25 protein-coding genes are annotated in these 20,313 nt (G+C 64.5%); 7 read left to right on the top strand and 18 right to left on the bottom strand.

Going from position 1 to position 20,313, the window contains the following annotated elements; all coding sequences use genetic code 11:
- Positions 1 to 87: 87 nt before the first annotated feature.
- Positions 88 to 552, top strand: coding sequence for an Lrp/AsnC family transcriptional regulator (locus tag EOD42_RS03140; RefSeq protein ID WP_206020223.1), 465 nt, complete (start codon positions 88 to 90; stop codon positions 550 to 552).
- A 64-nt stretch (positions 553 to 616) separates the two neighbouring features.
- On the opposite strand, the gene EOD42_RS03135 is transcribed toward EOD42_RS03140, so the two are convergent.
- The 3 genes from EOD42_RS03135 to EOD42_RS03125 are packed head-to-tail and all read right to left on the bottom strand — an operon-like array spanning position 617 to position 2,867.
- Positions 617 to 1,255, bottom strand: coding sequence for a hypothetical protein (locus EOD42_RS03135; protein ID WP_127785812.1), 639 nt, complete (start codon positions 1,253 to 1,255; stop codon positions 617 to 619).
- Positions 1,256 to 1,612, bottom strand: coding sequence for an STAS-like domain-containing protein (locus tag EOD42_RS03130; RefSeq protein ID WP_127785810.1), 357 nt, complete (start codon positions 1,610 to 1,612; stop codon positions 1,256 to 1,258).
- Between the two features lie 25 nt (positions 1,613 to 1,637).
- Complete coding sequence (locus EOD42_RS03125) at positions 1,638 to 2,867, bottom strand: hypothetical protein (protein WP_127785808.1); 1,230 nt, start codon at positions 2,865 to 2,867, stop codon at positions 1,638 to 1,640.
- Positions 2,868 to 2,917: 50 nt separating this feature from the next.
- Between EOD42_RS03125 and EOD42_RS03120 the strand changes: the two genes are divergently transcribed.
- Complete coding sequence (locus EOD42_RS03120) at positions 2,918 to 3,601, top strand: SOS response-associated peptidase (RefSeq protein WP_127785806.1); 684 nt, start codon at positions 2,918 to 2,920, stop codon at positions 3,599 to 3,601.
- Here EOD42_RS03120 and EOD42_RS25790 read toward each other — a convergent pair.
- Positions 3,598 to 3,765, bottom strand: coding sequence for a hypothetical protein (locus tag EOD42_RS25790; RefSeq protein WP_164867756.1), 168 nt, complete (start codon positions 3,763 to 3,765; stop codon positions 3,598 to 3,600). The two genes, EOD42_RS03120 and EOD42_RS25790, sit on opposite strands and share 4 nt — an antisense overlap.
- Before the next feature lie 66 nt (positions 3,766 to 3,831).
- Positions 3,832 to 3,960: a hypothetical protein gene (locus EOD42_RS26480; protein WP_276318121.1), complete on the bottom strand. Its 129-nt coding sequence runs from the start codon at positions 3,958 to 3,960 to the stop codon at positions 3,832 to 3,834.
- Between the two features lie 442 nt (positions 3,961 to 4,402).
- On the opposite strand from EOD42_RS26480, the gene EOD42_RS03115 reads away from it, so the two are divergent.
- From EOD42_RS03115 to EOD42_RS26475, 3 genes are all read left to right on the top strand, one after another.
- On the top strand, positions 4,403 to 4,903 hold the full coding sequence (locus EOD42_RS03115) for a hypothetical protein (protein WP_127785804.1): 501 nt from the start codon (positions 4,403 to 4,405) through the stop codon (positions 4,901 to 4,903).
- A 327-nt stretch (positions 4,904 to 5,230) separates the two neighbouring features.
- The gene (locus EOD42_RS25785; protein ID WP_164867755.1) at positions 5,231 to 5,443 is read left to right on the top strand and encodes a hypothetical protein; all 213 of its coding nucleotides are present in this window, start codon (positions 5,231 to 5,233) and stop codon (positions 5,441 to 5,443) included.
- Between the two features lie 122 nt (positions 5,444 to 5,565).
- Positions 5,566 to 5,688, top strand: a complete 123-nt coding sequence (locus EOD42_RS26475; protein WP_276318120.1) for a hypothetical protein — start codon at positions 5,566 to 5,568, stop codon at positions 5,686 to 5,688.
- A gap of 499 nt (positions 5,689 to 6,187) precedes the next feature.
- Here the strand turns inward: EOD42_RS26475 and EOD42_RS25780 are convergent, their stop codons facing one another.
- From EOD42_RS25780 to EOD42_RS03105, 3 genes are all read right to left on the bottom strand, one after another.
- Positions 6,188 to 6,334, bottom strand: coding sequence for a hypothetical protein (locus EOD42_RS25780; RefSeq protein ID WP_164867754.1), 147 nt, complete (start codon positions 6,332 to 6,334; stop codon positions 6,188 to 6,190).
- 93 nt (positions 6,335 to 6,427) lie between these two features.
- Entirely contained in the window at positions 6,428 to 7,114 is a 687-nt protein-coding gene (locus EOD42_RS03110) for a hypothetical protein (RefSeq protein ID WP_127785802.1), read from the bottom strand.
- Between the two features lie 113 nt (positions 7,115 to 7,227).
- Entirely contained in the window at positions 7,228 to 7,566 is a 339-nt protein-coding gene (locus EOD42_RS03105) for a hypothetical protein (protein ID WP_127785800.1), read from the bottom strand.
- An 80-nt stretch (positions 7,567 to 7,646) separates the two neighbouring features.
- Between EOD42_RS03105 and EOD42_RS03100 the strand changes: the two genes are divergently transcribed.
- Positions 7,647 to 7,910: a BrnT family toxin gene (locus tag EOD42_RS03100; RefSeq protein ID WP_127785798.1), complete on the top strand. Its 264-nt coding sequence runs from the start codon at positions 7,647 to 7,649 to the stop codon at positions 7,908 to 7,910.
- Entirely contained in the window at positions 7,898 to 8,251 is a 354-nt protein-coding gene (locus tag EOD42_RS26275) for a helix-turn-helix domain-containing protein (protein ID WP_127785796.1), read from the top strand. The genes EOD42_RS03100 and EOD42_RS26275 overlap by 13 nt, the downstream gene beginning before the upstream one ends.
- A gap of 1 nt (position 8,252) precedes the next feature.
- Here EOD42_RS26275 and EOD42_RS25775 read toward each other — a convergent pair whose 3' ends face one another.
- From EOD42_RS25775 to EOD42_RS03050, 10 genes are all read right to left on the bottom strand, one after another.
- Positions 8,253 to 8,570 (bottom strand): phage holin family protein, encoded by a 318-nt coding sequence (locus EOD42_RS25775; RefSeq protein ID WP_164867753.1) that lies wholly within the window; start codon positions 8,568 to 8,570, stop codon positions 8,253 to 8,255.
- Positions 8,567 to 8,878, bottom strand: coding sequence for a hypothetical protein (locus tag EOD42_RS25770; RefSeq protein WP_164867752.1), 312 nt, complete (start codon positions 8,876 to 8,878; stop codon positions 8,567 to 8,569). The genes EOD42_RS25775 and EOD42_RS25770 overlap by 4 nt, the downstream gene beginning before the upstream one ends.
- A complete protein-coding gene (locus EOD42_RS03085; RefSeq protein WP_127785792.1) occupies positions 8,875 to 9,990 on the bottom strand; it encodes a hypothetical protein in 1,116 nt (371 codons plus the stop codon). The genes EOD42_RS25770 and EOD42_RS03085 overlap by 4 nt, the downstream gene beginning before the upstream one ends.
- Positions 9,991 to 9,999: 9 nt before the next feature.
- Positions 10,000 to 10,827 (bottom strand): hypothetical protein, encoded by an 828-nt coding sequence (locus EOD42_RS03080; RefSeq protein WP_127785790.1) that lies wholly within the window; start codon positions 10,825 to 10,827, stop codon positions 10,000 to 10,002.
- Positions 10,824 to 12,473, bottom strand: a complete 1,650-nt coding sequence (locus EOD42_RS03075; RefSeq protein ID WP_127785788.1) for a hypothetical protein — start codon at positions 12,471 to 12,473, stop codon at positions 10,824 to 10,826. The genes EOD42_RS03080 and EOD42_RS03075 overlap by 4 nt, the downstream gene beginning before the upstream one ends.
- Entirely contained in the window at positions 12,470 to 16,600 is a 4,131-nt protein-coding gene (locus EOD42_RS03070; RefSeq protein ID WP_127785786.1) for a phage tail length tape measure family protein, read from the bottom strand. The genes EOD42_RS03075 and EOD42_RS03070 overlap by 4 nt, the downstream gene beginning before the upstream one ends.
- A gap of 935 nt (positions 16,601 to 17,535) precedes the next feature.
- Positions 17,536 to 18,150, bottom strand: coding sequence for a hypothetical protein (locus EOD42_RS03065; protein ID WP_127785784.1), 615 nt, complete (start codon positions 18,148 to 18,150; stop codon positions 17,536 to 17,538).
- Positions 18,151 to 18,188: 38 nt separating this feature from the next.
- Positions 18,189 to 18,464: a hypothetical protein gene (locus EOD42_RS03060; protein ID WP_164867751.1), complete on the bottom strand. Its 276-nt coding sequence runs from the start codon at positions 18,462 to 18,464 to the stop codon at positions 18,189 to 18,191.
- A 35-nt stretch (positions 18,465 to 18,499) separates the two neighbouring features.
- On the bottom strand, positions 18,500 to 18,979 hold the full coding sequence (locus EOD42_RS03055) for a hypothetical protein (RefSeq protein ID WP_127785781.1): 480 nt from the start codon (positions 18,977 to 18,979) through the stop codon (positions 18,500 to 18,502).
- 102 nt (positions 18,980 to 19,081) lie between these two features.
- Positions 19,082 to 20,278: a phage tail tube protein gene (locus EOD42_RS03050; protein ID WP_127785779.1), complete on the bottom strand. Its 1,197-nt coding sequence runs from the start codon at positions 20,276 to 20,278 to the stop codon at positions 19,082 to 19,084.
- Between the last annotated feature and the right edge of the window lie 35 nt (positions 20,279 to 20,313).

The raw sequence follows: 20,313 nt of genomic DNA, 5'->3' as shown, positions 1-20,313 counted from the left end.
CGCTCATCCAGGTTATTCCAAGCGTTGTCTTTTGCGCCGCGTCATGAATTCGGGTATTTTTATAACTGCCTATCGGGAAGGACATCTGTGAGCATAACCCTGGACGATACGGATCGGCGTATCCTGACCATGTTGCAGGAGGACGGCTCGTTGACCGTCAACGAACTGGCCCAGCGCATCGGCATGACGCCGCCGCCATGCTGGCGCAGGGTAAAAAGATTGAAGGATGCCGGATGCCTGCGCCGCCAGGTATGGCTGGTAGACGCCGCAGCCGTGGGTTTGGAGGTCACGCTTTATGCGAACATCCAACTCACGGCCCATGATCTGGAGGCGACGACAGCTTTTCGGGAGCATGTGCGCGCGCTGCCGGAAGTGATCGAGTGTTACCTGCTGTTGGGCAACAGCGACGCATTGCTGAAGATCATTGTCCCCAGCATCAAATATTACGAGACTTTCTTCTACACCCGGCTGTCGCAACTGCCGGGTGTGCGTGCCATCACCTCAAGCGTGGTGATGACCGAGATCAAGGCCACGACGAGCCTTCCCGTGTAAGCAACTCACAAACGGGTATCGGGGCGGCGGGATTCGAACCCACGACCTCCTGTACCCAAAGCCATCACCGCAATAGAATTACGATAATAAATTCAATGGGAAATGGGAATGACAAAACGTTCCGGCCCGTAGCTGCAACTGTATAGCTACCACCGATTGCCCTCAGCAAGCTCATGGTGCGATGGCGAGCCATGCCACGGAACGTATGCCTCTCCCGCAAGGCAGATCTGACGGTTGAGACGATCACTGCGGAGTGATGCTGAGCCATGCCGGCGAAAACCTCGTGAATGTTTCCATCACGAGCTTTGAATGTTCCCCCGGAGAGCGCTTCGTAAAAATCTACAAGACTTCTTGTAATTTTCAGCTGGTGTAATTCTGGAAGGCCCGGAATAATACTCTCACCAATTAGACCTATTTTAGTTTGCAGGCCCACAATTCTAGACTCAAGAAGACGAATTCTAACATCGTCTTCATTTATGATCGGCTGTTGGCCTGGAGGTCCAGCGCGCACAGCTGAAATTGGCAGAGAAACAGCTGGGATTAGCCAATATTCTGAGGCTAAATCAGCGGCCTCTTCTATTTTTTCGCAAAATGCATCACAAAGAGAAATAAAAGAATCTAAGCTCGCCTTTATAAGTATTGCACTAACGGAAACCCCGGCGCCGATGCACGCGCCGGTCAGTACGGGAAGAAAATCCGCCACTTATTTTGATTTTGCTGGAGCTTTGTTTATGTAGTTCCAGGCTAAATCGCGAAGCGTCGCTAGGCGGGGCTTCGACGCCTGAATCTTGAGGCGTTGTTCAAGCTCGGACTTTGAGTAGCCGCTAACTCGAACCAGTCCGCCGAATGCCTCTTCTAAAAATGAAACAGGGTACGACTCTGCGCCGTCCAGTATCACGATGACGTTCCCGCCGCGCTGCAACGCTGGCTCCAACTGCTCTTTCCGGAAGGCCTCACCAGAAAACGGGCCAAGCCGCGCATAGCGCCCCCCCGGATAGGCAGAGAAGTCTCTAGCCACATCAATGGTATACGAGCCGGTGCTCACCAGGTGCTCCGTCATAGCGAGCTTTTATATAGCGTTGGATTCAAAGTTGCACCTCCCATTCGAGTAGCGTGCCGCCCATGCTCGTCTGATGAGCGTTCACATAGCCGCCCAACCCTTTCTCATGGATGAACTCGCCATGCCTGCTTAGGATGCGCAGCCTTCCATCACGGCACTTGTCGATGAAGGAAACCATGACGGCGAGGCCCTTCCCGCGATGCGCTTCGCCCGTCGAGCTCCTTGATGCCTCGGTTGCTTGGCGGATCGCAACACCGTCATGTCTCGGGTTTTCGATATCGTGTTCTACCCCGAGAAAGTCGCGAATGAGCCCTTTTATTTTTGGGTAATTTTCTGAATAGGGCAAACTAACTGGAATAGAAATCCCCTGGTCATATATAGCGACAGTAAGTTTGCTTCTCAATCGGTCGATTGCAGCGGTCATCCACCATCTTTTTACGGTTCTAAGTCCATTTATTTTATCATCTGTGTAGGCATGATTTATTACATTGTCCATCGCCTCAATTAATATGATATAAATATTTCCGGCTTTATCATCCCATATTTCGTCAAGCTCTGCATCAGAATAGGTTTTTCCTATTAATGATGATTTAACGACCTCAATTACTACGTTGGCGATTTCGCCATTCAATTGGCTGGCGGCTTGTCCAAGAACTTCATGTCCAGACCTCATCGGAATTATAAATAGATTGTCGCTGTCGTTTTCAAGATAATCATAACTGGGGGGATCCATCTCCCAAATCTCAAATAATCCAAGTCGGCGTAATGTTGATAGCACATCAGGATTCCATTTATGAACGTCGATGGCTATAAGGCCTCGCTGTCCTATCAAGCGAAGACGATCAAATTCAGCCGCTAACACAAGTGCGGCGGAAGGAGTTATTCGCTGAATAGTAGAAAAATCAAACCATTTCGTTATTATTGCGTTATTTGATTTTGGCCTTCCTTTTGCTATCCATTTTTCCATTCCTTGATGAAGGGATTCGCGCATTTTTTCTAGAAATGCGCTGACCTCTGCGTAGTTGCTGTCGAGGCAAAAATTGGCCGGCATTTTTAGGCCTGGTCCTGTTACCTTGCCAGAACGGGTTTGCCCGCCGCCATAATACAATGATGCTTTTTGATATTTCTCACCGCGCCGCTTAGCTTTCGCAATGAGCCGATGTTGATGCTTTCGAGCCCCCCGGATTTTGCATAATCTCTTTAGCCTCAAGCGGATTGAGGCATCTGCGCGTTTCATTGAGATAAGCCCTGCCACTCAAGCGAATATTAAGATGGCCTAGACCAGTTTTCGGGGAAGATGAAGATATGTGTGGCCGCGTTACCCAGCACTTCAATGCCCATGACCTGGGCCAGCACCTCCAAGTCGCCGGCCCGCCAATCAACGTGCGGCCGCGCTACAATCTGGCCCCAACTACCTCCATCTTGGCCGTCCGCACCGTCGAGGGCGAGCGCCAGGCGAGCTACATGCGCTGCGGCCTCATCCCTGCCTGGTGGAAGAAGACGGCGAAGGAAGTGCCCGCCACCTTCAACGCCCGCGCCGAGACCGTGACCGAGAAGCCGATGTTTCGCGGCGCCTGGAAGGCCCGCCGGCGCTGCATCATCCCCGTGTCGGGTTTCTATGAGTGGGAGACGCGCGGCAAGGCGAAGATCCCGCACCTGTTCACGGCGGCCGACGGCGCGCCCATCCTGTCGATCGCCGGCATGTGGGAGGCGTGGCGCGACCCTAAGGGCGAGGCGATCACCAGCTGCACCATGATCGTCACCAGCCCGAACGCGTGGATGGAGCGCTATCACGACCGCATGGTGGTGGTGCTGGAGCCCGAGCAGCATGAGGCTTGGCTGTCGGGCGAGATCGGCGAGGAAGGTCTGGTGGCCGCGCGCGAGGATCTGCTGCGCGAGCACATCGTGGACAGCCGGGTGAACAGGACCGGCGTGGGCGACGATGACCCCACGCTATTGCAGCCCGTACCGGGACCGCTGCTCATCTAAAGCCGGCGGCTGACGGTGATGGTTGCGGCGCGTTGCCCGCACCAGGTGCAGCGAAGTCGGTCCTGCACCTCATAGAACGCCAGCTCGCGCCGCAGTCGCCGCGCCTTGATCCAGAGGTGCACGGGCTTGGTCACCTCATGCCCACAGAGGCATTGGGCCCGCATCCAGTACCCATCCTCGCGGTACCAGAGCGGATCCACAGGCTTCGGCGCCGCATAATCCATCGAGCATTACCGCAGGCCCGCGGCCCGGCTAGCGGCGGCCTCGATCACCGGCCAGGGCGCGGCCGGCATGATGGCCAGCGCCGCGTCGCGCGCAGCGGCCGAGGCATCGCGCCCCTCGCGCCGCGCTTCAAGCACGGCAGCCGCCAGGTGGCTCGCGGCGGTCGGCGGTAGCGAAGCGGGGAAAGAAGGTTGGTGCGACAAGCATGGCGAGAACATAAATAGAACATGGCACGCAAAGCAAGGAGGCCCATCATGCCGACCGCTGGGATTTAGACCAAAAGCCGGTGGATCAAGAGCGCATTGCAGGGGTACACACCTATTTGTAGAGTAGTTTGGATCGAAAAAGAATTGATTCTGGACACATTACGATAAAATCATTTGTGATTTCATCATAGAAAAACAACTTCGCACATATCATCATTGGGGAAACAAGATGGGAAAATCAAAACCAGTAGAACCCAGCGCAATCTGGTCTGGTCGGCGTATAATATTCGATAAAAATCTAAGCGTTACGCAGAATGTTGTGCTCAGCCAAGGACGCGACGCTCTCGCGGCTACGTGCCGAAAGATTGACCTTTTGCACGAACTAGTAAGTTCTTCGAAAGTTCGTGGTTTATATCCAAATCCGGAAATATCTGACGCAATAAGTGAGATCTGTTTTCACTATGGGGTCGCATCAACCATTCTTTTTGACAATTCACCAAAGAAAATCAACGAAAATGATCGTGCATATAAACTTCGCAATGAGAGATATGAATATGTTGAAAGTATTTGTAAGGGCAATGATTTAGAGATAGTTCTTCTAAAAAACCGGTCATTGAGAAATAAAATTGTGCATATCGATGAACATGTAGAAAAAGAGCTAAGAAAACCTGACGCCGGCTGGTTAATTGATTCTGCTGTAGACAATAGGGATGAATTTACTGCACCAAATGAAATTAGCGTAAATTTCTGTCGTGGATATATAGTTATGGAAGAGAAAATAATTCACTTCGGCTATGAGATGGATGTAAGGCGGCTAAAATATGAAGCGAGTAGCGTTATTTCAGCGGTGTTCCATTCAGTACAACGTTCTTGAAGTTCTCCCAGATCAGCTCGATACTCACTTTGCGCGGATACGCATCACGCGACGTCTAACGCGCTACCCCCGAAGCCAGCGCTGAAACGCCGCCAGCTGTTCATCACCATGGATGCCGCAGCCGTGAACGTCCGACTAACATAGGCGAAGGCATCGAAGCCCGACGCGCTCCATGGTGGGGAACCAGCGAAGCCATCGGACCGGCTTCTGTTGGGGTCTCCAGTAGACGGCGGGATCTCGAAGCGGTCCCGCCGTTTCGGAAAATATATGAAACCGCCCCGCTTCTCACACGTTTAGGTTGCGCAACGTCTTCCGGAAGGTTTCGACATGCCTGCGCCTGGCGTCATTCTGCTTCACGTCGAACGCGACATCTCTGCGGGTAGGTGGGTTGCCCGGGCGGGCGCCTATCACGGCCTCATCGCGGACGCAGAGACGTTGGACGACATGCTCAGGTGGGCCCGCGCCGCGCTGACCAACTATCCCGAGTTCGATGCGGATGGGGACTACACCATCAAAATGGTGGTCGACGCACCATTCTGATCAGCCAGAACTGATCCTCGAAGAATGACCGCGATATCCTGGCGGTCAGGCCACACTTTCTATGCCCCCGCCTGAACCCGCGCCCGAGCTTGGCGTTAAGCCTGGGCATCAGGGCTCCAGGCATGTTCGAGGCTTCGCTGATCAAGGAATACAGAGGCAAAGCGGCGATCTTGGCCCGCACGGAGGCGGGACAGGTGCTGTTTTTCGTCGGCACCACCCTGCACAGGATCTCCGTCGGCCATTGAGAGGCGCTGCCGGTCTGGCAGGGTTCCTACGTGGCCGGAACGGCGAGTTGTTCGGCATCAGAAGATGCCCGCTCACCGGACACCGATCATGAAGGCGACCAGCCTTCAGATTGAAGCGCGGCCAGCGTTAAGCCAACAGCGCCGCCCTAATCCGCCCCTCGATCGCCATGACATTGGCCAGCCCTTCCGTCCCACCATTCGCCTTGATGCGGATGGCGCGTGATTGAATTAACTGTCCGTGATGGGCGGTCGATCGCCTACACAACGGCGCATATCCACTGTAGCGGATAGCCGATGGATGATGAGCCGAAGACCCTGAGGGTAACTACGACCCTTCCACACAGCGACGCCGAGCGTCTGAAGGCGTGGACCTACTCGGCCGGCCTCACTGCATCGGAAGCCCTTCGGCGCATCATCAGAGCGGGTCTCGATACACTGGACGCCAGCACGAGGCCAACGACATCGGCGCCGCCAGCTTCCGAACACGGTGACGATGGCGCTAAGCCAGCAGCACCGCCCTGATCCCCGCCTCGACCTCCAGCACATGCTCCAGGCCGATGGTGCCGCCATTGGCATTGATGCGGATGCTGCGGACATCGCCGCGATCCGCCATGGCATTGGCGCCCATGGCCGTCGAGAACAACACGCATAGAACGCGCTGGCATGGAACAAAGCGGGAAACTCTCCACCGAAGCCGCGATCTGTCTCGAATCTGTCTCGCCGTTTCGGAAAATGAACGTCAGGCCTCCAGAAGCCCGCGCCAGCGATGGAAGGCGGCCATCTGGTCATCGCCGTGGATGCTCGACCAGATGGCCGCCAGGTCGGCCTGCGTCCGTTTGCCGGCCACGATGCGCAGGATCTCGCGCATGTCGCCCCGGTTGGCGGCATCCTGCCCGCCGAAATGCTGGACGTACCAAGGTCCCGTCAGCGCCGCGCCCTCGATCGTGCGCATGTGGTCCCGCGCCTGCGCCAACGTCAGGCCCAGGTAGCGGGCAAACGCCTGCTGGTTATCGAGGCCCGTCAGCTGCACGATGCCGCCCCCACGGGCCTCATACCCGCCAAGGGCCGCATAGACGCGATCACCGCAGGCCATGGGCTTGCCGCAGATTTCCCGCGCCTCGGCCAGGGCGATGTCGGGCCAGGGGCCGCCTGCGGGACGCGCGCGCAGGGCGGCCTTGGCCGATTCCGTGCGCACCGCACGGGAGCCGTGCATCCTCAGCAGCTGCTCGGGCTTGGAGTAGTTCAGGTTTTCGTCCCAGCGCGTGAGGCCGCCTGTCTCGACCTGCGCTTTGGCGATGATGGTGGCGGCGCCGAGGGGCGTGAAGGCCGGGAAGCGCGCGAAGGCCGCAGTCAGCGCCTTCGCCCAGGCGGCGGGGTCAGCGCAGCGCGGGAAGCCCTGCCGCACCATCGTTTCGGTGACCACCACGCTAGGCGGATCGCCCACCGCCGCGACGGGGACGGCCGGCGGCAATGGCGCAGGAGCCGCAGGCAGCGCCGGCGCCGGGGCAGCGAACAGCCGCCCCAGCCACGCCAGAAGGCTCACCGCGCCACCCCCTGGCCCAGCTTGCCCAGCTCGCCGGCCACCATGCCCTTCAGGGTGTCGAGCGGCAGACGCCCGGCCGTGTCGGGGAAGCGTTGCCGGAGCTTGTCAGCCGCCGCATCGAGCATCGCCTGCGTCGCGGCATTGATGGTGGGATTGGCGGCCACCTCGGCCGCAATCTCGCCCGCCACGCGGGCCGCGCCCTCGCCGAGGCGCTTCTGGACCGCGTTGACGGCCCAGGCGCGCAGCGCGGGGACGGCGATGCCGGCCGCTGCGGTGATCGCGGCAGCAGCCAGCGCCCAGAGACCGCTGGTGACGGCCTGGATAACCTGATCCATGATGTTCTCCTGTTGGAAAAATACGGCATTGCCGTATGATCTGTCTTGCCAGACATGCGGCATTGCCGTATGTTCTGCGCATGGACATCGAGTTCGACACCGCGAAGGACGCCAGCAACATCGCCAAGCACGGCGTGTCCCTGGCGCTGGCAGTGCTGATCTTCGAGGGTCTGGTGGGCGAGGAGCAGGACGTGCGCCGCGACTACGGCGAGCCCCGCTTCAACGCTTTCGGGCTGGTGGCGGGGCGCCTGTTCGTTTGCACTTACACCCCGCGCGGCGAGGCCCTGCGGATCATCTCGGTCCGCAAGGCCCACACGAAGGAGCAAAAGAGATGGCTATCGTGAAGGCGACAAAGGCCACCGCCGAGAAGGCGCTGAAGGCCGTGGACTGGGCAGCCCAGGACGCACTGACCGATGCCGACATTGAGCGCCAGGCGGCCGAGAACCCCGACGCCGCCCCCATCCTGACGGACAGGGAGAGCGCGGCCGGCATGGTGCTGGCGCTCCGTGCCCGGCTGAAGCTGTCGCAGGCGGCCTTTGCAGACCGATACGGCATCCCGGTCGGAACCCTGCGCGACTGGGAGCAGAGGCGCCGCATTCCCGACCAGGCGGCCACGTCCTACCTGAAGGTGATCATGCGCGAGCCGGAGATGACGGCCCGCGCGCTGGGCACGGCGGCGGAGTAGCCTAAGCCCTCCCCTCCGGCCCCGTGCGCTGCCGCACAATGCGGATGAGCAGCAGGGAAATGGCCTGCGTGCCGATCAGCCCCGCCGCGCTGGACACCCCCGCCAGCACGCGCACATCGCTTATCTGGAGGTACTGCACCACGGCCGAGGATATGGACCCGCAGACCACGGCCTCGGCCAGCAGCGCCAGCAGCGAGGGCAGCGGCCGGGTGGAGGATTTGGCCCGCACATAGGCGCCGGCCGCGGCGCTGACGGTCCCCACGGCGAGCGCCACGGCGGCCTCACCCCAGACGCCTGGCGGCTCGGTCGGGCCGCTCACAGGGCCACCGCCTGGGCCCAGCCTGCATCCAGTTGCGCCTCGCTCAGGCCCAGGTCTCCCGCCAGGCGCACCAGCAGGGGGTGATCGCGGCGGTATTCGCTGCTGTCCTGCCACTCGATCATCGCCGCCTCCCGCTCGCCCGCCGGCAAGGCCGCAATGGCGGCCTCGACATCGGCGGTGCTGATGCCCTGCCCCAGCAGCCACAGCCGCAGCTGCCGGCGCGTCAGCGGACCCAGCGGCGGCACATACGGGGGCGGCGCCTCCACCTCTCCCGGTGCAAGGATACGGACAACCACAGTGTCGCTCATCGACGTGCCCCCATGATCAGCAGCCGGCCACCCGTATAGGCCCGGCCCGGATCGGTGATGCGGATCGCCTCGATCCGCTGATTAGCGCCAAGGGCAACATGGCCGCCCGCGAACATCTCGCTCCAGCCATAGCCGCCTTCAGCATTGCTCAGGCTGCGCGTCATGACATGAGCACGATCGGCGTAGCTGTTGCCGGCGCAGTTCAGGAGCGTGGTCATGGCGTTGAGCGGATCGTTATTCGTCCCGCCGATCCAGCCCAGGTAAGTGGCGATTCCCGCATCGGCATAGCTCTGCTGCACCCAGCCGGTGCTGGCCGCGTTGAAGGTGCGGGCATCGAAATACTGGCCGCTGGGACCAGTGAGCCAGGAACCACCCACCTTGGCCTGCAGGAAGACCTGCAGAAGGCTGCCCGAGCCGACCCGCGCCCCCTCAACGGCCACCTCCAGCAGGTCGAAGCCGCTGGGGATCGTCACCTCGACACCGGAGCTGCCCGCCATGGCCACGCTCGCCAGCAGCTCCCGCCCCAGGTCGCGACGGTTGATGTCGGACAGCACGCGGAATTCTGTACCGGTCCACACCCACCGGATGGTCTGCCCGGCAATCAGTTCGCCCAGGCCGAAGTCGGTGCCATTGGCGCGCCGGAGGGGCTGTGCCCCCAGCCCGTCGATAGCCAGCGTGACGGCCCCGGTGTTGGTGGTGGTGACCGTGTGCGCGCCCGTCATGCCGGGCCGCAGCACCAGCAGGGGCGGCTTATGCACGATGGCCTGGGCATTGGCAGTGCCGCCGGCTGAGGGCACGGCGCCCACCCCGCCAAACCGCAGCGCCTGGCCGTCCGGGCTGCAATAGATGCGCTTCACGCCGGCAGACCAGTTGATGGCGGCGTTCGCGTTGCTGGACCGGTGCACATTGCGCGTCAGCGTGTCGGGCGTGCCGGCGGTGACGGTACCGTACCCTTCTTCCCAGGCGGCATCCGATTCACAGCGGTACCAGACATCCCCGCCATTCCCGACGCCGGTCAGGAATGATGTGCGCAAGGCATTGGTGGGCGCCGTCAGCTCATAGGTGCCCGTTCCCACCGTGTTGGTGGTTTGCTCGATGGCGGTTTGCAGCATGGTGCGCCCCTACAGGATTTGGCGGATCTGGAAGGTGGTGGCGTGCAGGTCGAAGCCCGGCTGCGTGATGGCCGGCACCTCGGCCAGGCGGCCGATGATCCAGGTTTTCGGCTGATCGGGATCGATCATGGCCAGCACCTGGCGGCTGGTACCGGCGACTTCCTGGAGCTGGTCCAGCGCGTCGGCATCCTCGGCCGAGAGGTTCGGCAAGCTGAAGGTGATGACGCGTTGCCGCGGGCCGCGGTCCACAAATTCGAGCCCGCTGCGGCTGTTGGCCGAGACCACGGAGCCATCCTGCCGCGCCCTGCCCCAGCCATAGGCGACATTGCCGCGCGAGGGGCGCCAGGCGGGGCCGATCCAGGCCCGGCCGAGATCGAGGTAGCCGACGCCCGCAGCCAGCGACCAGCCATTGATTTCCGCGCGCCAGTAGCGTGCGGAGAGCGGTGCGGCCGGCAGGTACGCGTGCATGCCGTAGCCCGGCACCCAGCCACCCGACATGGTACCCGTATCGAGCAACCCGCCCGCACCGGGCGTCACGGCATCCAGCTGGTGCCGCAGCGTGTCCGGCGGGCTGCGCATCCAGCCCCGCGCCTCGCCCATGGCATCGACGCCGCCGGCGTCATCCGGCTGCGCCAGGGCCAGCACCCCCACCTCGCGCAGCTCGCCGAGGTCCACCGACAGCACCGGGTTGATGATGCCGGGGGTGCTGCGCCAGCGGCGGCGCAGGATGGGATCGGCCAAGCGCGTGACGCCGAGGCCGACCGTCTCGCTGTTGGTGGTGATGGAGACACCCGGCCGGTCCAGCCAGTTGACCCAGGACAGCAGGAGCCTGGTCATCCCAGCACCGTCAGATCGAGGCGATTACCACGGGCGGATTGCCCCACCACGCGCACATCGCGCCCGGCCGCCAGGCCATAGCGCGGCCAGGTGAGCCGCGCCTGCTGGCCAAGCGCCAGCCCCCAGCCGGACAAGCCCCCGGGCACCCGCCACAGCGTGCGGCCCGGCGCGAGCAGGGTCAGGATGTTGTTGCCGAGCACGGCGGCGTCTCCCTCATCATCGAACAGGGTTTCCAGGGCGATGTCTCGCGCCTGGGCATTGCGCACCCGCCGCGCATCGATCTGCACGGCGGTGCTGCGGCCGGTCGCCGCCAGCTCCAGCCGGCGGGCCTCAGTGATCGTGGGCTCGGGCACCAGGTCCGTGCCGGACAGCGGCGACCAGTTGCGGCGATAGGTCAGCACGACGCGCCATGCGGGCACGGGGGGTTCCAGCGGCTCCAGGTCATCCAGGATGCTGTCCTGGTCGAGCGCCACGCCGCCGGGGCCCGCCGGCGCCGAGACGCGCCCCACCACCACGCTGCCGCTGCCATCGTCGCCCCACCACAGGCCGCCGCCGGCGGCCAGGCGGTTGATGGCATCGGCAAAGGTCAGCTGCTCGGCCAACCAGATGCCGGCGGTGCCGGGCACATAGCCTTCCGCGCTGTCGAAGGTGGCGGGGTTGGCCAACACGCCCCCGCGCGCCAGCACCAGCCGCATCATGCGTGGGATGCTGGCACCGCCCGGCTGCCCCCAGAGATCAGCCGTGACCGTGCCGTCAGGGCTGCTTCCCAGGCGCATATAGCTGCCGGTGGGCGTGATCGCCCAGGCATAGGTGCCGGGCAGCACCGTGGCGGCAGCCAGCGCGGAATAGGTGCCGTAGCCGGCGCCGGCATCGAGCGGTGCGCCCCGGACATAGACCCCCGTGATCTCCCCGATCTCACGCGCATGCAGCTGATAGATCAGCAGCCCGGCATCGAGCTGCGGCGGAGGCACATTGCGCACCCGCCCCCAGGCCTCCGGAACGACCTTGCCCGCCAGATCCTCTCCGCCATCGGCGCCGCCCGTGCCGCCGTAGAGGCCGAGCATGGGAACATCCAGCACATAGGCCAGGCTGGCGACATTGATGCGCAGCTGTCGGCGGTCCGTCCGCCAGGCGCGGCCCACGCCGGCGAATAGGACGCGGCGGTCGGCATAGGCGGCACCCCGGCTGCCGAGCAGGCTGAGGGTGACTGGCCTGCCGTCGATGGCCAGACCCTCCGCCGTGCCGTCATAGGCACCATCGGTGTTGTCGATGATGATCTCGCCCAGCGCGGCGGCCACCCGCCGTTCGGCGGACGGGTCCAGCGGCAAGGCGCGCTCCAGGCTGATGTCGCTCAGCCGCCCCTCGAAATGGGTGGAGGGGCGGAGATCGCCCGGCTGGGAAGTCCAGTCCACATCCGACCATTGCAGCGGCACCTGGCCGCCGGTCAGGCCTCCCGGCAGGATGCCCACCGGCTCCGCGCCCAGCGTGAGCGCGCCGCCCAAGGTGGTCAGGATGCCGTCCGTGGCCGTGCACTCGACCAGCAGCACGGCATCCGACAGGGCTGGCTGCGGCAGGGCCAGCAGGTCGAGCGCGACAGGTGGCGTCGGTTCCTCGATGCCGACCGGGTATGCGCCGAGGACGGTCATGCGCTCATGGACTCCCTGCTGGTGTTCAGGCGGAACTCCCGGACCAGTGCGCCGACCTGCTCCGTCAGCGCCGCCATGGTGGAGGCGTTCTGGCGGGCCAGTTCGGCGATGGCCTTCTGCAGGGCGACATCGCCACCCTGCACCGCGGCGTTGGTGCCGAAGCCCGCCACCTCGCTGCGAACGAAGCCTTCCAGCCGGGCATAGCTACCGGTGGCGCCGCCATAGACGTTCTGGCCGGCGGTCAGCAGCGCATCGGCAGCCGAGGTGACCTTGGAGGCATCCCCGCCTGACAGCGCCGCATCGAAGGCCCCCTGCGCCGCCGCCAGCCGGGCGGTGGGCGACAGGCTGGAGGTGGCCCCGAGCTGCTGCGCCGTCAGCCAGTCCAGCACCGACTTCGCGCCGGCGATCTGCGCCTCGGTGATCTGCTGCGCGGACTTCTGGACGATGGCCAGGCGTTCCTCGGCCTGCACCTGCTCGGTGCGCAGGATGCGGGCCGAGACATCCTCGGCGCTCAGCCCAAGCCCCTCCAGCGTGCTGCGCGCCGTGAACAGCTCCTGCCGGGCCGCGAAGTCGAAGGCGGCCAGGTCCGCCTCCTGCGCCAGGCCGCGCGCCCGCAGGCTGCGGACATCGAGGCCCACATCATAGCCCGCGACCTGGAGCGCCCGCTGTTCCCGCAGCTTTGCGATTTCCAGGTCACGCACATCGGTCAGGGCAGCCGTGGCCAGGCCCAGCTCATTGGCCTTGTCGATGGCGGGCTGCCACTGATCGCTGAGGGCGGTCAGCGACTTCTCGAATTCGCTGGCGGCCTCACCCGTCTTGGTCAGGGCCTGATAGGTGCCCTTGTACCATTCCAGGTTGCTGGACAGCGTTTCGACGCTGTTGCCGGAGGCGTTGAGGATCGAGAGGTAGTCGCCCTGCGCAATCTTGCGGAAGCCCTCCAGCAGGAACTCGCCGGCCCGGGTGGCGAGCTGCTGCGCGCCTTCCTCGGTGTTCGCGAACTGCGCCTTCTGGCCGCTGTAGTCGAGATAGAGGTTGCCCTTGTCGTCGCCACCCCGGCCGGAGGTGACGCCCACCGCGAGCTCCCCGCCGAGGCGCAGGCCGCCCAGCTGGTCACCGATGGTGGTGGCAAGGTTGGCCAGGCTGCGCGCCGCAGTCTCGGCCTGGGAGGCATTCTGCGCGCTGTAGCGGTTGCCGGTGAGGCCGTTGCGTTCCTCGGCGCCCGTGGCCAGGTCCAGGCGGAATTCCTGACCCTTGCCGCTGGGCTTCTGGCCCGGCAGCAGGCCGCCGATCAGCGCCAGCAGCGCCCCACCGATGATGCCGACTGGCCCGAGAGCGCCGAGGGCGGGCAGCAGGCCCAGAGAGGAACCGAGGGTGGCAGCACCGGTGACGGCGCTGGTGACGCCACCAATGCCGGACAGGGTGCCGCCCAGGCCGCCGCGCTGGAAGCCCGAGATGGCGCCATAAATGCCACCGCCGATGGCCAGGGCGCTGCCGAGGGCGCCGCCGAGGGTGAGGCCGGGGCCTCCGGCAGCCTGAAGCTGCGCCTGCGTCGCGGGCCCATATACACCGCTTCCCAGCCCCCCAAGAGCGGCATTGGTGGAGTTGCCGACAAGCTGGGTATTCAGGACGCCATCAAGACCACCCCAACCAGTGCTGGCCAAGGCAGAGGGATCAGTCAGAAAGCCGTAGCCGCCCAGGAAGCTGCCGCCGCCGCTGCCGCCGAAAAGGCGGTTCCCGATCGACAGCGCCCCGCCGCCGGTGGACAGCAGCGAGCCAGTGGACGCGCTCCCGCTCATATCCTTCGTGCCGCCGATGACGGCGCTCACCCCGCCCAGAGTGCCCCGCGTGCCGCCGAACAGGCTGTTCAGCACAGGATTCACCAAGCTGAGGCGCAGGGCGGATTGGACGATCTCGCTCAGCACCGCACGGGCCACGTTGCCGAAGTCGAGCGCCTTCAGGCTGCCATTGGCAAAGGCCTGCGTGATGGCGCTGCCGATCCGGTCGAAGGCCTGTTCGCCCAGGCGCGACACCTCGCCCCAGGAGTTCTGCAACAGCTGGAGGTTGCTACGCGCATCGGCCAGGCTGCCCGCCAGGCGCACCGCTTCCGCAGCCTCCGGCGTGCCAGCGATGCTGCGGGTGGATTGCTGGGCGCGGAGCACCGCCAGTTCTCGCTCGCGGGCCTCGGCCGTGACACTGACCAGTTGCGCCTCGCGCTCAAGCACGGCCAGCTCGTCGCGCGACTGAATGTTGCGGGTGGCCTGCTGGCGCTGGGCCTGCACCTCGGCCAGCTTCGTATAGCGAACCGTGAGGGTATCGACCGCGCGCTCATAGTCGCGGGTTCCTTCCTCGGCGTAGCGCAGCGCCTCCGCCTCGGCGCGAATGCGCGATTCGGCGCGGCGGCCCTCCTGATCACTGCGGCCATAGGCAGCCGCGATCTGTTCCTCGCCGTCGATCTGGCGATTCAGCGTGACCAAGCTGGAGACGAGCTGGCGCTCTAGCCGCTCCTGCACCAGTCGGCGGGCCTCTGCCTTTTCCGAGGCGCTGGCCATGCCGGCACCAGATGAGCGCGCGGCCCTGTCCAACTCCAGCTCGGCCTGCGCCAGCTCCCGCGCCGCGCCCTCTGCCGCCAGGGCGAGGGATGCCTGCTCCCGCAGCGCCCGAAGCTGCTGCGTCGTGGCGGGGGTCAGGCCCTGTTCCTGCTGCGCCAAGACCTGGAGGGAAGAACGTCCGGCGGCTGCCTGTTCGGGCGTGAGCGTGCCCAGCGCCATCCCCTCCCGGATGTATTGGCGCTGCTGCTGGATACGCTGGCCCGTCTGGTACCGCCCGCCCAACTCGCCCGTCGTCTGCTCGAATCGGCGAAGGGTGACCTCAGCGCCATTCTGCCCCGCCAGCGTGCGCTGCTGCACACCGAGCTGACGCAGCGCGTCCTGGTATCGCTCCACAGCCTCGACCAAGGTCAGGATCGCGCGTTGATTAGAGGTGAATTCTTCGGTGCTGGTCGCGGTAGCCCGGGCCACCGACAGCGCCTGATCGGCCAGGCGACGTAGCCCCGTCAGGTCTAGGTTGCCAGCCTCCAGATATACGCCCAGGTTCCGCTCCAGGGATTGGCTTTCGGCATTGCCGAAGGCGCCCACATAGCGGCCCATCGTGGAACCGACCTGCCGCAGCAGCCCTTCCTGGCGCGCACCGAGGGTCAGTTGCTGGTCTTGGAGACGGCGCGCCTCCACCTGGCGCTGAGCCTCATCCAGCCCGCCATAATAGCGGGCGAGGTTCACGACCGACTGCGCTTCCTGCTGGAGGCCCTCGCGATAGCGCCGCCCGGCCTCGGCTGCGCTCACATACTGCAGCCCCTGACGGGACAGCGCGGACACATATTCATCGGCCCGGCGCGTCACATCCTGATAGGCCGTGCGCTGCCCCTCAATGGCAGCTGTCAGCTTCTCGGCTTCGGTCTTGCCCAGGGCCAGCTGGAGTACCAGGCCACCCACCGCCAGCGCGGCGCCGGCGATGGCACCCCACTTGCCGAAGGCGCCCAGGAGCTGCGAGCCCTGCTGGCTGAAAGCCACCAGCGCGTTCTGGCCGCCGGCCAGCTGCACCGCGAGATCCTGCACCTGGAAGCCAGCCTGACCGATCGCCGCCGTGAACCGGCCGGTGGATGAGGCCGCCGAGTTCGTGGCGCTGGCGCTGGCCGCCATGGCCTGGGTTTGCGCCGTGACGCCGCCCGTCAGCGCCATCTGCTGCGCGCGGGCCCGGGCCAGTGCCTGGTCCACCTTGGCGATGTCGGCATCCCGCCGCTCTGTCACAGCGGCAATGGAGCGCGCCAGTTCATCCTGGCTGCGCCCCTCGCGCGCCGCGGCGGCCGTGAGTTCCGCCGCCTGGCGCTCTGCGCGCGCGGATATGGCCTGCCGCTGCTGCTCGGCGCGGGCGTTGGCATCCACCTTCGCGGTCAGCGTGTCGAAGCTGTTGCCCACCAGCGAAAGGGTGCCATCGGTCGCCTTGAGGGCGGCCTGGGCCTTTGTCGCCGCCGCCTCGACCTGCTCCAGCTCGCGCGCAGCAGCAGCGGCGCCTTCGCTCACCCCGTTGCGGAGCCGGACTTCCAGTTCAGCAACCTCGCGGAGAGTGGTCATGCGACCTCCAGACGGCGGCACACGGGTTGCCCCAGCGCGTCATTGATTTGAATGATGTCGATCGAAGCGCGGCGCGGCACATTCGCGCCCTAGCTCAGGGGGACGAAAATGGCCGTCAGGATTGTTTGCGTTGCAGCACTTGGTGCCGCGTTGGCCGGCTGCGCAGTGCAACCGCCTGGAAATACATCACCGACAGCTGAGCAGGCTGAGCGTGAACGGCTGTTCTGGGAGCGACATAGGATGTCGAGTTCCGGCGCAGCTGAAGCTGACGCCGCTGCTCGGCGAAATCAAGAATGGATCAGGGACCAGCAGGCCGCCAGCCCAACTGGTCTGGCTGTGGATTCACCATCTGCACGCGCGAACGATGTTGCGGCGAGGCCTTCAACACCTCTGGCCAGCCGCCGAGTTCAAACATCTGAAGAATTCGCGGCGGAGCGTGCACTCAACGAGGAATATGCTCGTCGAAACCGAGAAAGGGTATTGCAATCCGGGGTTTCACCCATGGCCGCACCCGGTCGATGGCAAACCCGCTGCGAAAATGATCGGTTTACTGATCGTGTACGCTGCCATTTGTCGCGCAACCTCACGGTCATATCGGGCACACCGGTTTCTGCCAGTCTCTGGAGCATTGACGGTGGACGCCGCTGGGTCATTACAGCCGCTCCGCCACCCGTCACCTTCAGGCTGCGGATAGGGCAGAACACTGTGTTCGAGGGCATTTGCAGAGGTGCAGGCGACTCCTGTGACGTGCCCAACCCCGCAACGCTGACAGCTCAACTCCGCGAGGGCAGTATCATGGCCGTCCAGATCACGACGGTCCGAGGCACCTTGGACCAAGACTTCATGATAGCCGGGTTCGCTGAGGCGCAAGCTGAAGTGGACCGCCGGGCGCCATCGCCGCCGGAACCTGAACCTCCTGCCCGGGCCCGCCGGCGCTAACCCTCCGGCCGCATCCGCAGCACGACGGCCGGGTAAGTCACCTCCTGGCCGTCTTTCCTGATCCATGGCGCATCGTTCTTGCCACCGGATAGCCGCACGAAACGCCGCTGCGCCCACACGCCCGGGAAGCGCTGCCGCACCTGGCGCATGGCATCCTCCGTGGCGCCGATGACGCGCATGGTGGTGATGCCCTTACGGGTCGTGTGCTTCCGCCGCTGGGTGGTCTGAGGCTTGCCGTTGCTGCCCACCTCAAACAGGCGATGCCACGGGCGATCGTTCGTCACCACCACCTCGGCATCGGCCGGGATGTCGCCCAGGTCGCCACGCCAAGGGCTGCCGTTCACCAGCACCACCCAACTGCGCTTGTACTCCCCGGTCAGCACCGGGCTGCGCGCCTGCAGATAGTCCAGGACGAACTGCACGGCCCGTGCCAGGCCGTGGAAGCGGTAGACGATGCGGCCGCCATCCAGCTTCACCGATTCCTCGGCTGCGCCGGCCCGTCCGTCCACCTCTGTGGTGTAAAAGGGTGAGGCGCGGCCGCTGCTGATCAGCCCATCCCGCAGGCCACGGGCGTAGTCAGCGGCGAACTGGCGCTGCTTCGCTTCGGGCATCGCCCGATCGATCAGCAGCTGCATTCTCTGCGCAAGCCTCACTCCCGCCCCCGCTCATTACTGATCAGCATGAACTCGGCATCCATGCCCTGGATCAGGGCAAGCAGGTCATCCCGCTCGACCGGCGCCAGGTCGTGGCGATCCGCCCAGCCTTGCACCGCAGCCCAGGCGACGGGCCGCGGCACCGGGCGGGACTGGAAGACCGGCGCGCCCATGGGCGGGGCCACCATCTGCATGGTGACCAGCCATTGGCGGTCTGCCGACAGCGCGCACCAGGCGCGCCACACCCAGGCCCATTCGGGCATGAGCGTCACCTGGGCCGGCGCCTCGCCCCAGCCCAGGGCGTCGATCAGCTCGGCTTCGCCGGGGCGCTCGTGCTGCCGGAGGAACGCACGGAGTTTCCCTCCGCGGCCTTGCGCAGCAGATCCTTGTCGGAGGTGACCTGATCCACCGCCAGGAAGGCGGCCGTCACCAGCGCGCCATAGGTGTCGGCATCCATCGCCAGCTCGCGGAACCGCTCCACCGTCACCGGGGTGTCGTCGTCTTCCTCCAGGCCATCGACATCGACCACCAGGCGCTTCAGCAGCAGCTCACGCGACAGGGCCAGGCGGTCCTTCAGCGCAATATCCTCCCAGCCCTCGCGGTTCTTCAGGGCACCCTCGACGCGGAGCCGGCGGACCAGCTCATTCTGCGCGCGGGAGAGCGCCGTCTGATAGTCCTCGGTATAGGGCCGGGCCTTGATCTTCAGGTCGCCGGTCTCGGGCCAGGGGCCAGTCCACAGGCCATCGGCGGCGGCGGCCACGGGGGTCGCCAGCTTGCTCAACTTCATCTTCTGTATCCTTGCGGGGATGCGGGGTTGGGGCGCCCTGGCTCCCCGCCGGTCCAGGGCGCCCCGATACGCCGCCAGGCAGAGGCCCGGCAGCGCATATCGTCACGGCACGGCCGGGAACCGGTCGATCTGAATGCAGTGCGATGCCAGATCCTGCGCGCCCTCGATCGTGAAGCGGCTGCGCACGGTCTGATTCGGGCCACCCGCCTGCGGGCTTCCGTTCATCAGGGCCACGGCCGGCAGGCTCATGGCATAGGCGTTGCCCTGCGGGTCGCGCATGGTCCAGGACAGCAGGCTGTTCGCCTCGCTCATGAACAGGTCATAGAGCGTGCTGTTCCGCCACAGCACCTCGATGGTGCCGGAGGGATTCACCTGGCCCAGCAGCGCGCCCTGCGCCGTGGCCGAGCCCATGCCGTAGTCCATGGCCGCACCTTCGCGCGACAGGCTGATGGCGGTGGACTGCACCACAGCATCGATGGCGGCATCATTCACCATCACCCCGCCGAAATTGCCCACCCCGTCGAAGAAGCCGCCGGTGGGTGCCGGGATGATGCCGCCCGTGGAAGCATCGGCGACGGCCTTAGCCTCCTGCGCGGACAGGACATTGAAGCTGCCGGTGAAGGCCTGATTGATGCCGCCCTGCAGGTTCAGGCCGGGGATGATGGAGCCCGGGTACTGGAACCAGTCGCTTCCGACCTTCTTCTGCAGGAACAGGCTCTTGGACAGGTCGCCATTGCGCAGCATGGAGCCGCGGACCTTCGCGGCCGTGCCGGTCGGGGTCTCGTTGGCGACGGTCTTGCCGGCCAGAGTGATGTCTTGGCCGGAGGTCTTGGCCGAGACGCGATAGATGCCATTGTTGGCGCCGCTGTTGGCCGTGAATCCATACAGCCGGATGAACTGGCCCACCACGACGCTGTTGAACTTGCCGCTGGTGGTGCTGGTCAGCTTGTTGCCGCTGGCCACGGTCGAGATGTCGCCGGCCACGCCATCGATGGCCAGCGCCGAGGTCCATTCTTCGCCCAGCGCAGCAGCCAGCAGATCATCGAAGGTGCCGTAGGACAGGTTGAAATTGATGCCACCGCCGCCCGACACGCTCTGCGTGACGGAGGGGCTGACCTGGCGCTTGCCGGTGATCTCGTTGAAGCGCTGGCGGTTCTTGGTGCCGGCCAGGGTCTCGCTGGTGATCCGCAGCCCTTTGAAGGTGGTGGCAGGCGGGGTGCGCCAGGCACTCTCGATGCCGTAGGACAGGACGACATCAGCGGTTTCCGCACCGGCGGAAATCCCGGTCACGCTGGGCATGGGAAAGCTCCATGTTCATGAGAGGTGCCTTGCCC

This window comes from Rhodovarius crocodyli, assembly GCF_004005855.1.
In the GTDB taxonomy this organism is placed as follows: domain Bacteria; phylum Pseudomonadota; class Alphaproteobacteria; order Acetobacterales; family Acetobacteraceae; genus Rhodovarius; species Rhodovarius crocodyli.
The sequence above is the reverse complement of the archived record's forward strand: the minus strand, read 5'-3'. Positions and strand labels throughout refer to the sequence as shown.

What these genes read in the sequence shown, in the direction of transcription:
- EOD42_RS03080 (WP_127785790.1), bottom strand. Translation starts at nt 10,827, where the DNA reads ATGACCAGGCTCCTGCTGTCCTGGGTCAACTGGCTGGACCGGCCGGGT.
- EOD42_RS03085 (WP_127785792.1), bottom strand. Translation starts at nt 9,990, where the DNA reads ATGCTGCAAACCGCCATCGAGCAAACCACCAACACGGTGGGAACGGGC.
- EOD42_RS25785 (WP_164867755.1), top strand. Translation starts at nt 5,231, where the DNA reads ATGCCTGCGCCTGGCGTCATTCTGCTTCACGTCGAACGCGACATCTCT.
- EOD42_RS03055 (WP_127785781.1), bottom strand. Translation starts at nt 18,979, where the DNA reads ATGAAGTTGAGCAAGCTGGCGACCCCCGTGGCCGCCGCCGCCGATGGC.
- EOD42_RS25770 (WP_164867752.1), bottom strand. Translation starts at nt 8,878, where the DNA reads ATGAGCGACACTGTGGTTGTCCGTATCCTTGCACCGGGAGAGGTGGAG.
- EOD42_RS03070 (WP_127785786.1), bottom strand. Translation starts at nt 16,600, where the DNA reads ATGACCACTCTCCGCGAGGTTGCTGAACTGGAAGTCCGGCTCCGCAAC.
- EOD42_RS03120 (WP_127785806.1), top strand. Translation starts at nt 2,918, where the DNA reads ATGTGTGGCCGCGTTACCCAGCACTTCAATGCCCATGACCTGGGCCAG.
- EOD42_RS25790 (WP_164867756.1), bottom strand. Translation starts at nt 3,765, where the DNA reads ATGCGGGCCCAATGCCTCTGTGGGCATGAGGTGACCAAGCCCGTGCAC.
- EOD42_RS03105 (WP_127785800.1), bottom strand. Translation starts at nt 7,566, where the DNA reads ATGGATCAGGTTATCCAGGCCGTCACCAGCGGTCTCTGGGCGCTGGCT.
- EOD42_RS26475 (WP_276318120.1), top strand. Translation starts at nt 5,566, where the DNA reads ATGTTCGAGGCTTCGCTGATCAAGGAATACAGAGGCAAAGCGGCGATC.
- EOD42_RS03075 (WP_127785788.1), bottom strand. Translation starts at nt 12,473, where the DNA reads ATGACCGTCCTCGGCGCATACCCGGTCGGCATCGAGGAACCGACGCCA.
- EOD42_RS03100 (WP_127785798.1), top strand. Translation starts at nt 7,647, where the DNA reads ATGGACATCGAGTTCGACACCGCGAAGGACGCCAGCAACATCGCCAAG.
- EOD42_RS03130 (WP_127785810.1), bottom strand. Translation starts at nt 1,612, where the DNA reads ATGACGGAGCACCTGGTGAGCACCGGCTCGTATACCATTGATGTGGCT.
- EOD42_RS26275 (WP_127785796.1), top strand. Translation starts at nt 7,898, where the DNA reads ATGGCTATCGTGAAGGCGACAAAGGCCACCGCCGAGAAGGCGCTGAAG.
- EOD42_RS03065 (WP_127785784.1), bottom strand. Translation starts at nt 18,150, where the DNA reads ATGCCCGAAGCGAAGCAGCGCCAGTTCGCCGCTGACTACGCCCGTGGC.
- EOD42_RS03050 (WP_127785779.1), bottom strand. Translation starts at nt 20,278, where the DNA reads ATGCCCAGCGTGACCGGGATTTCCGCCGGTGCGGAAACCGCTGATGTC.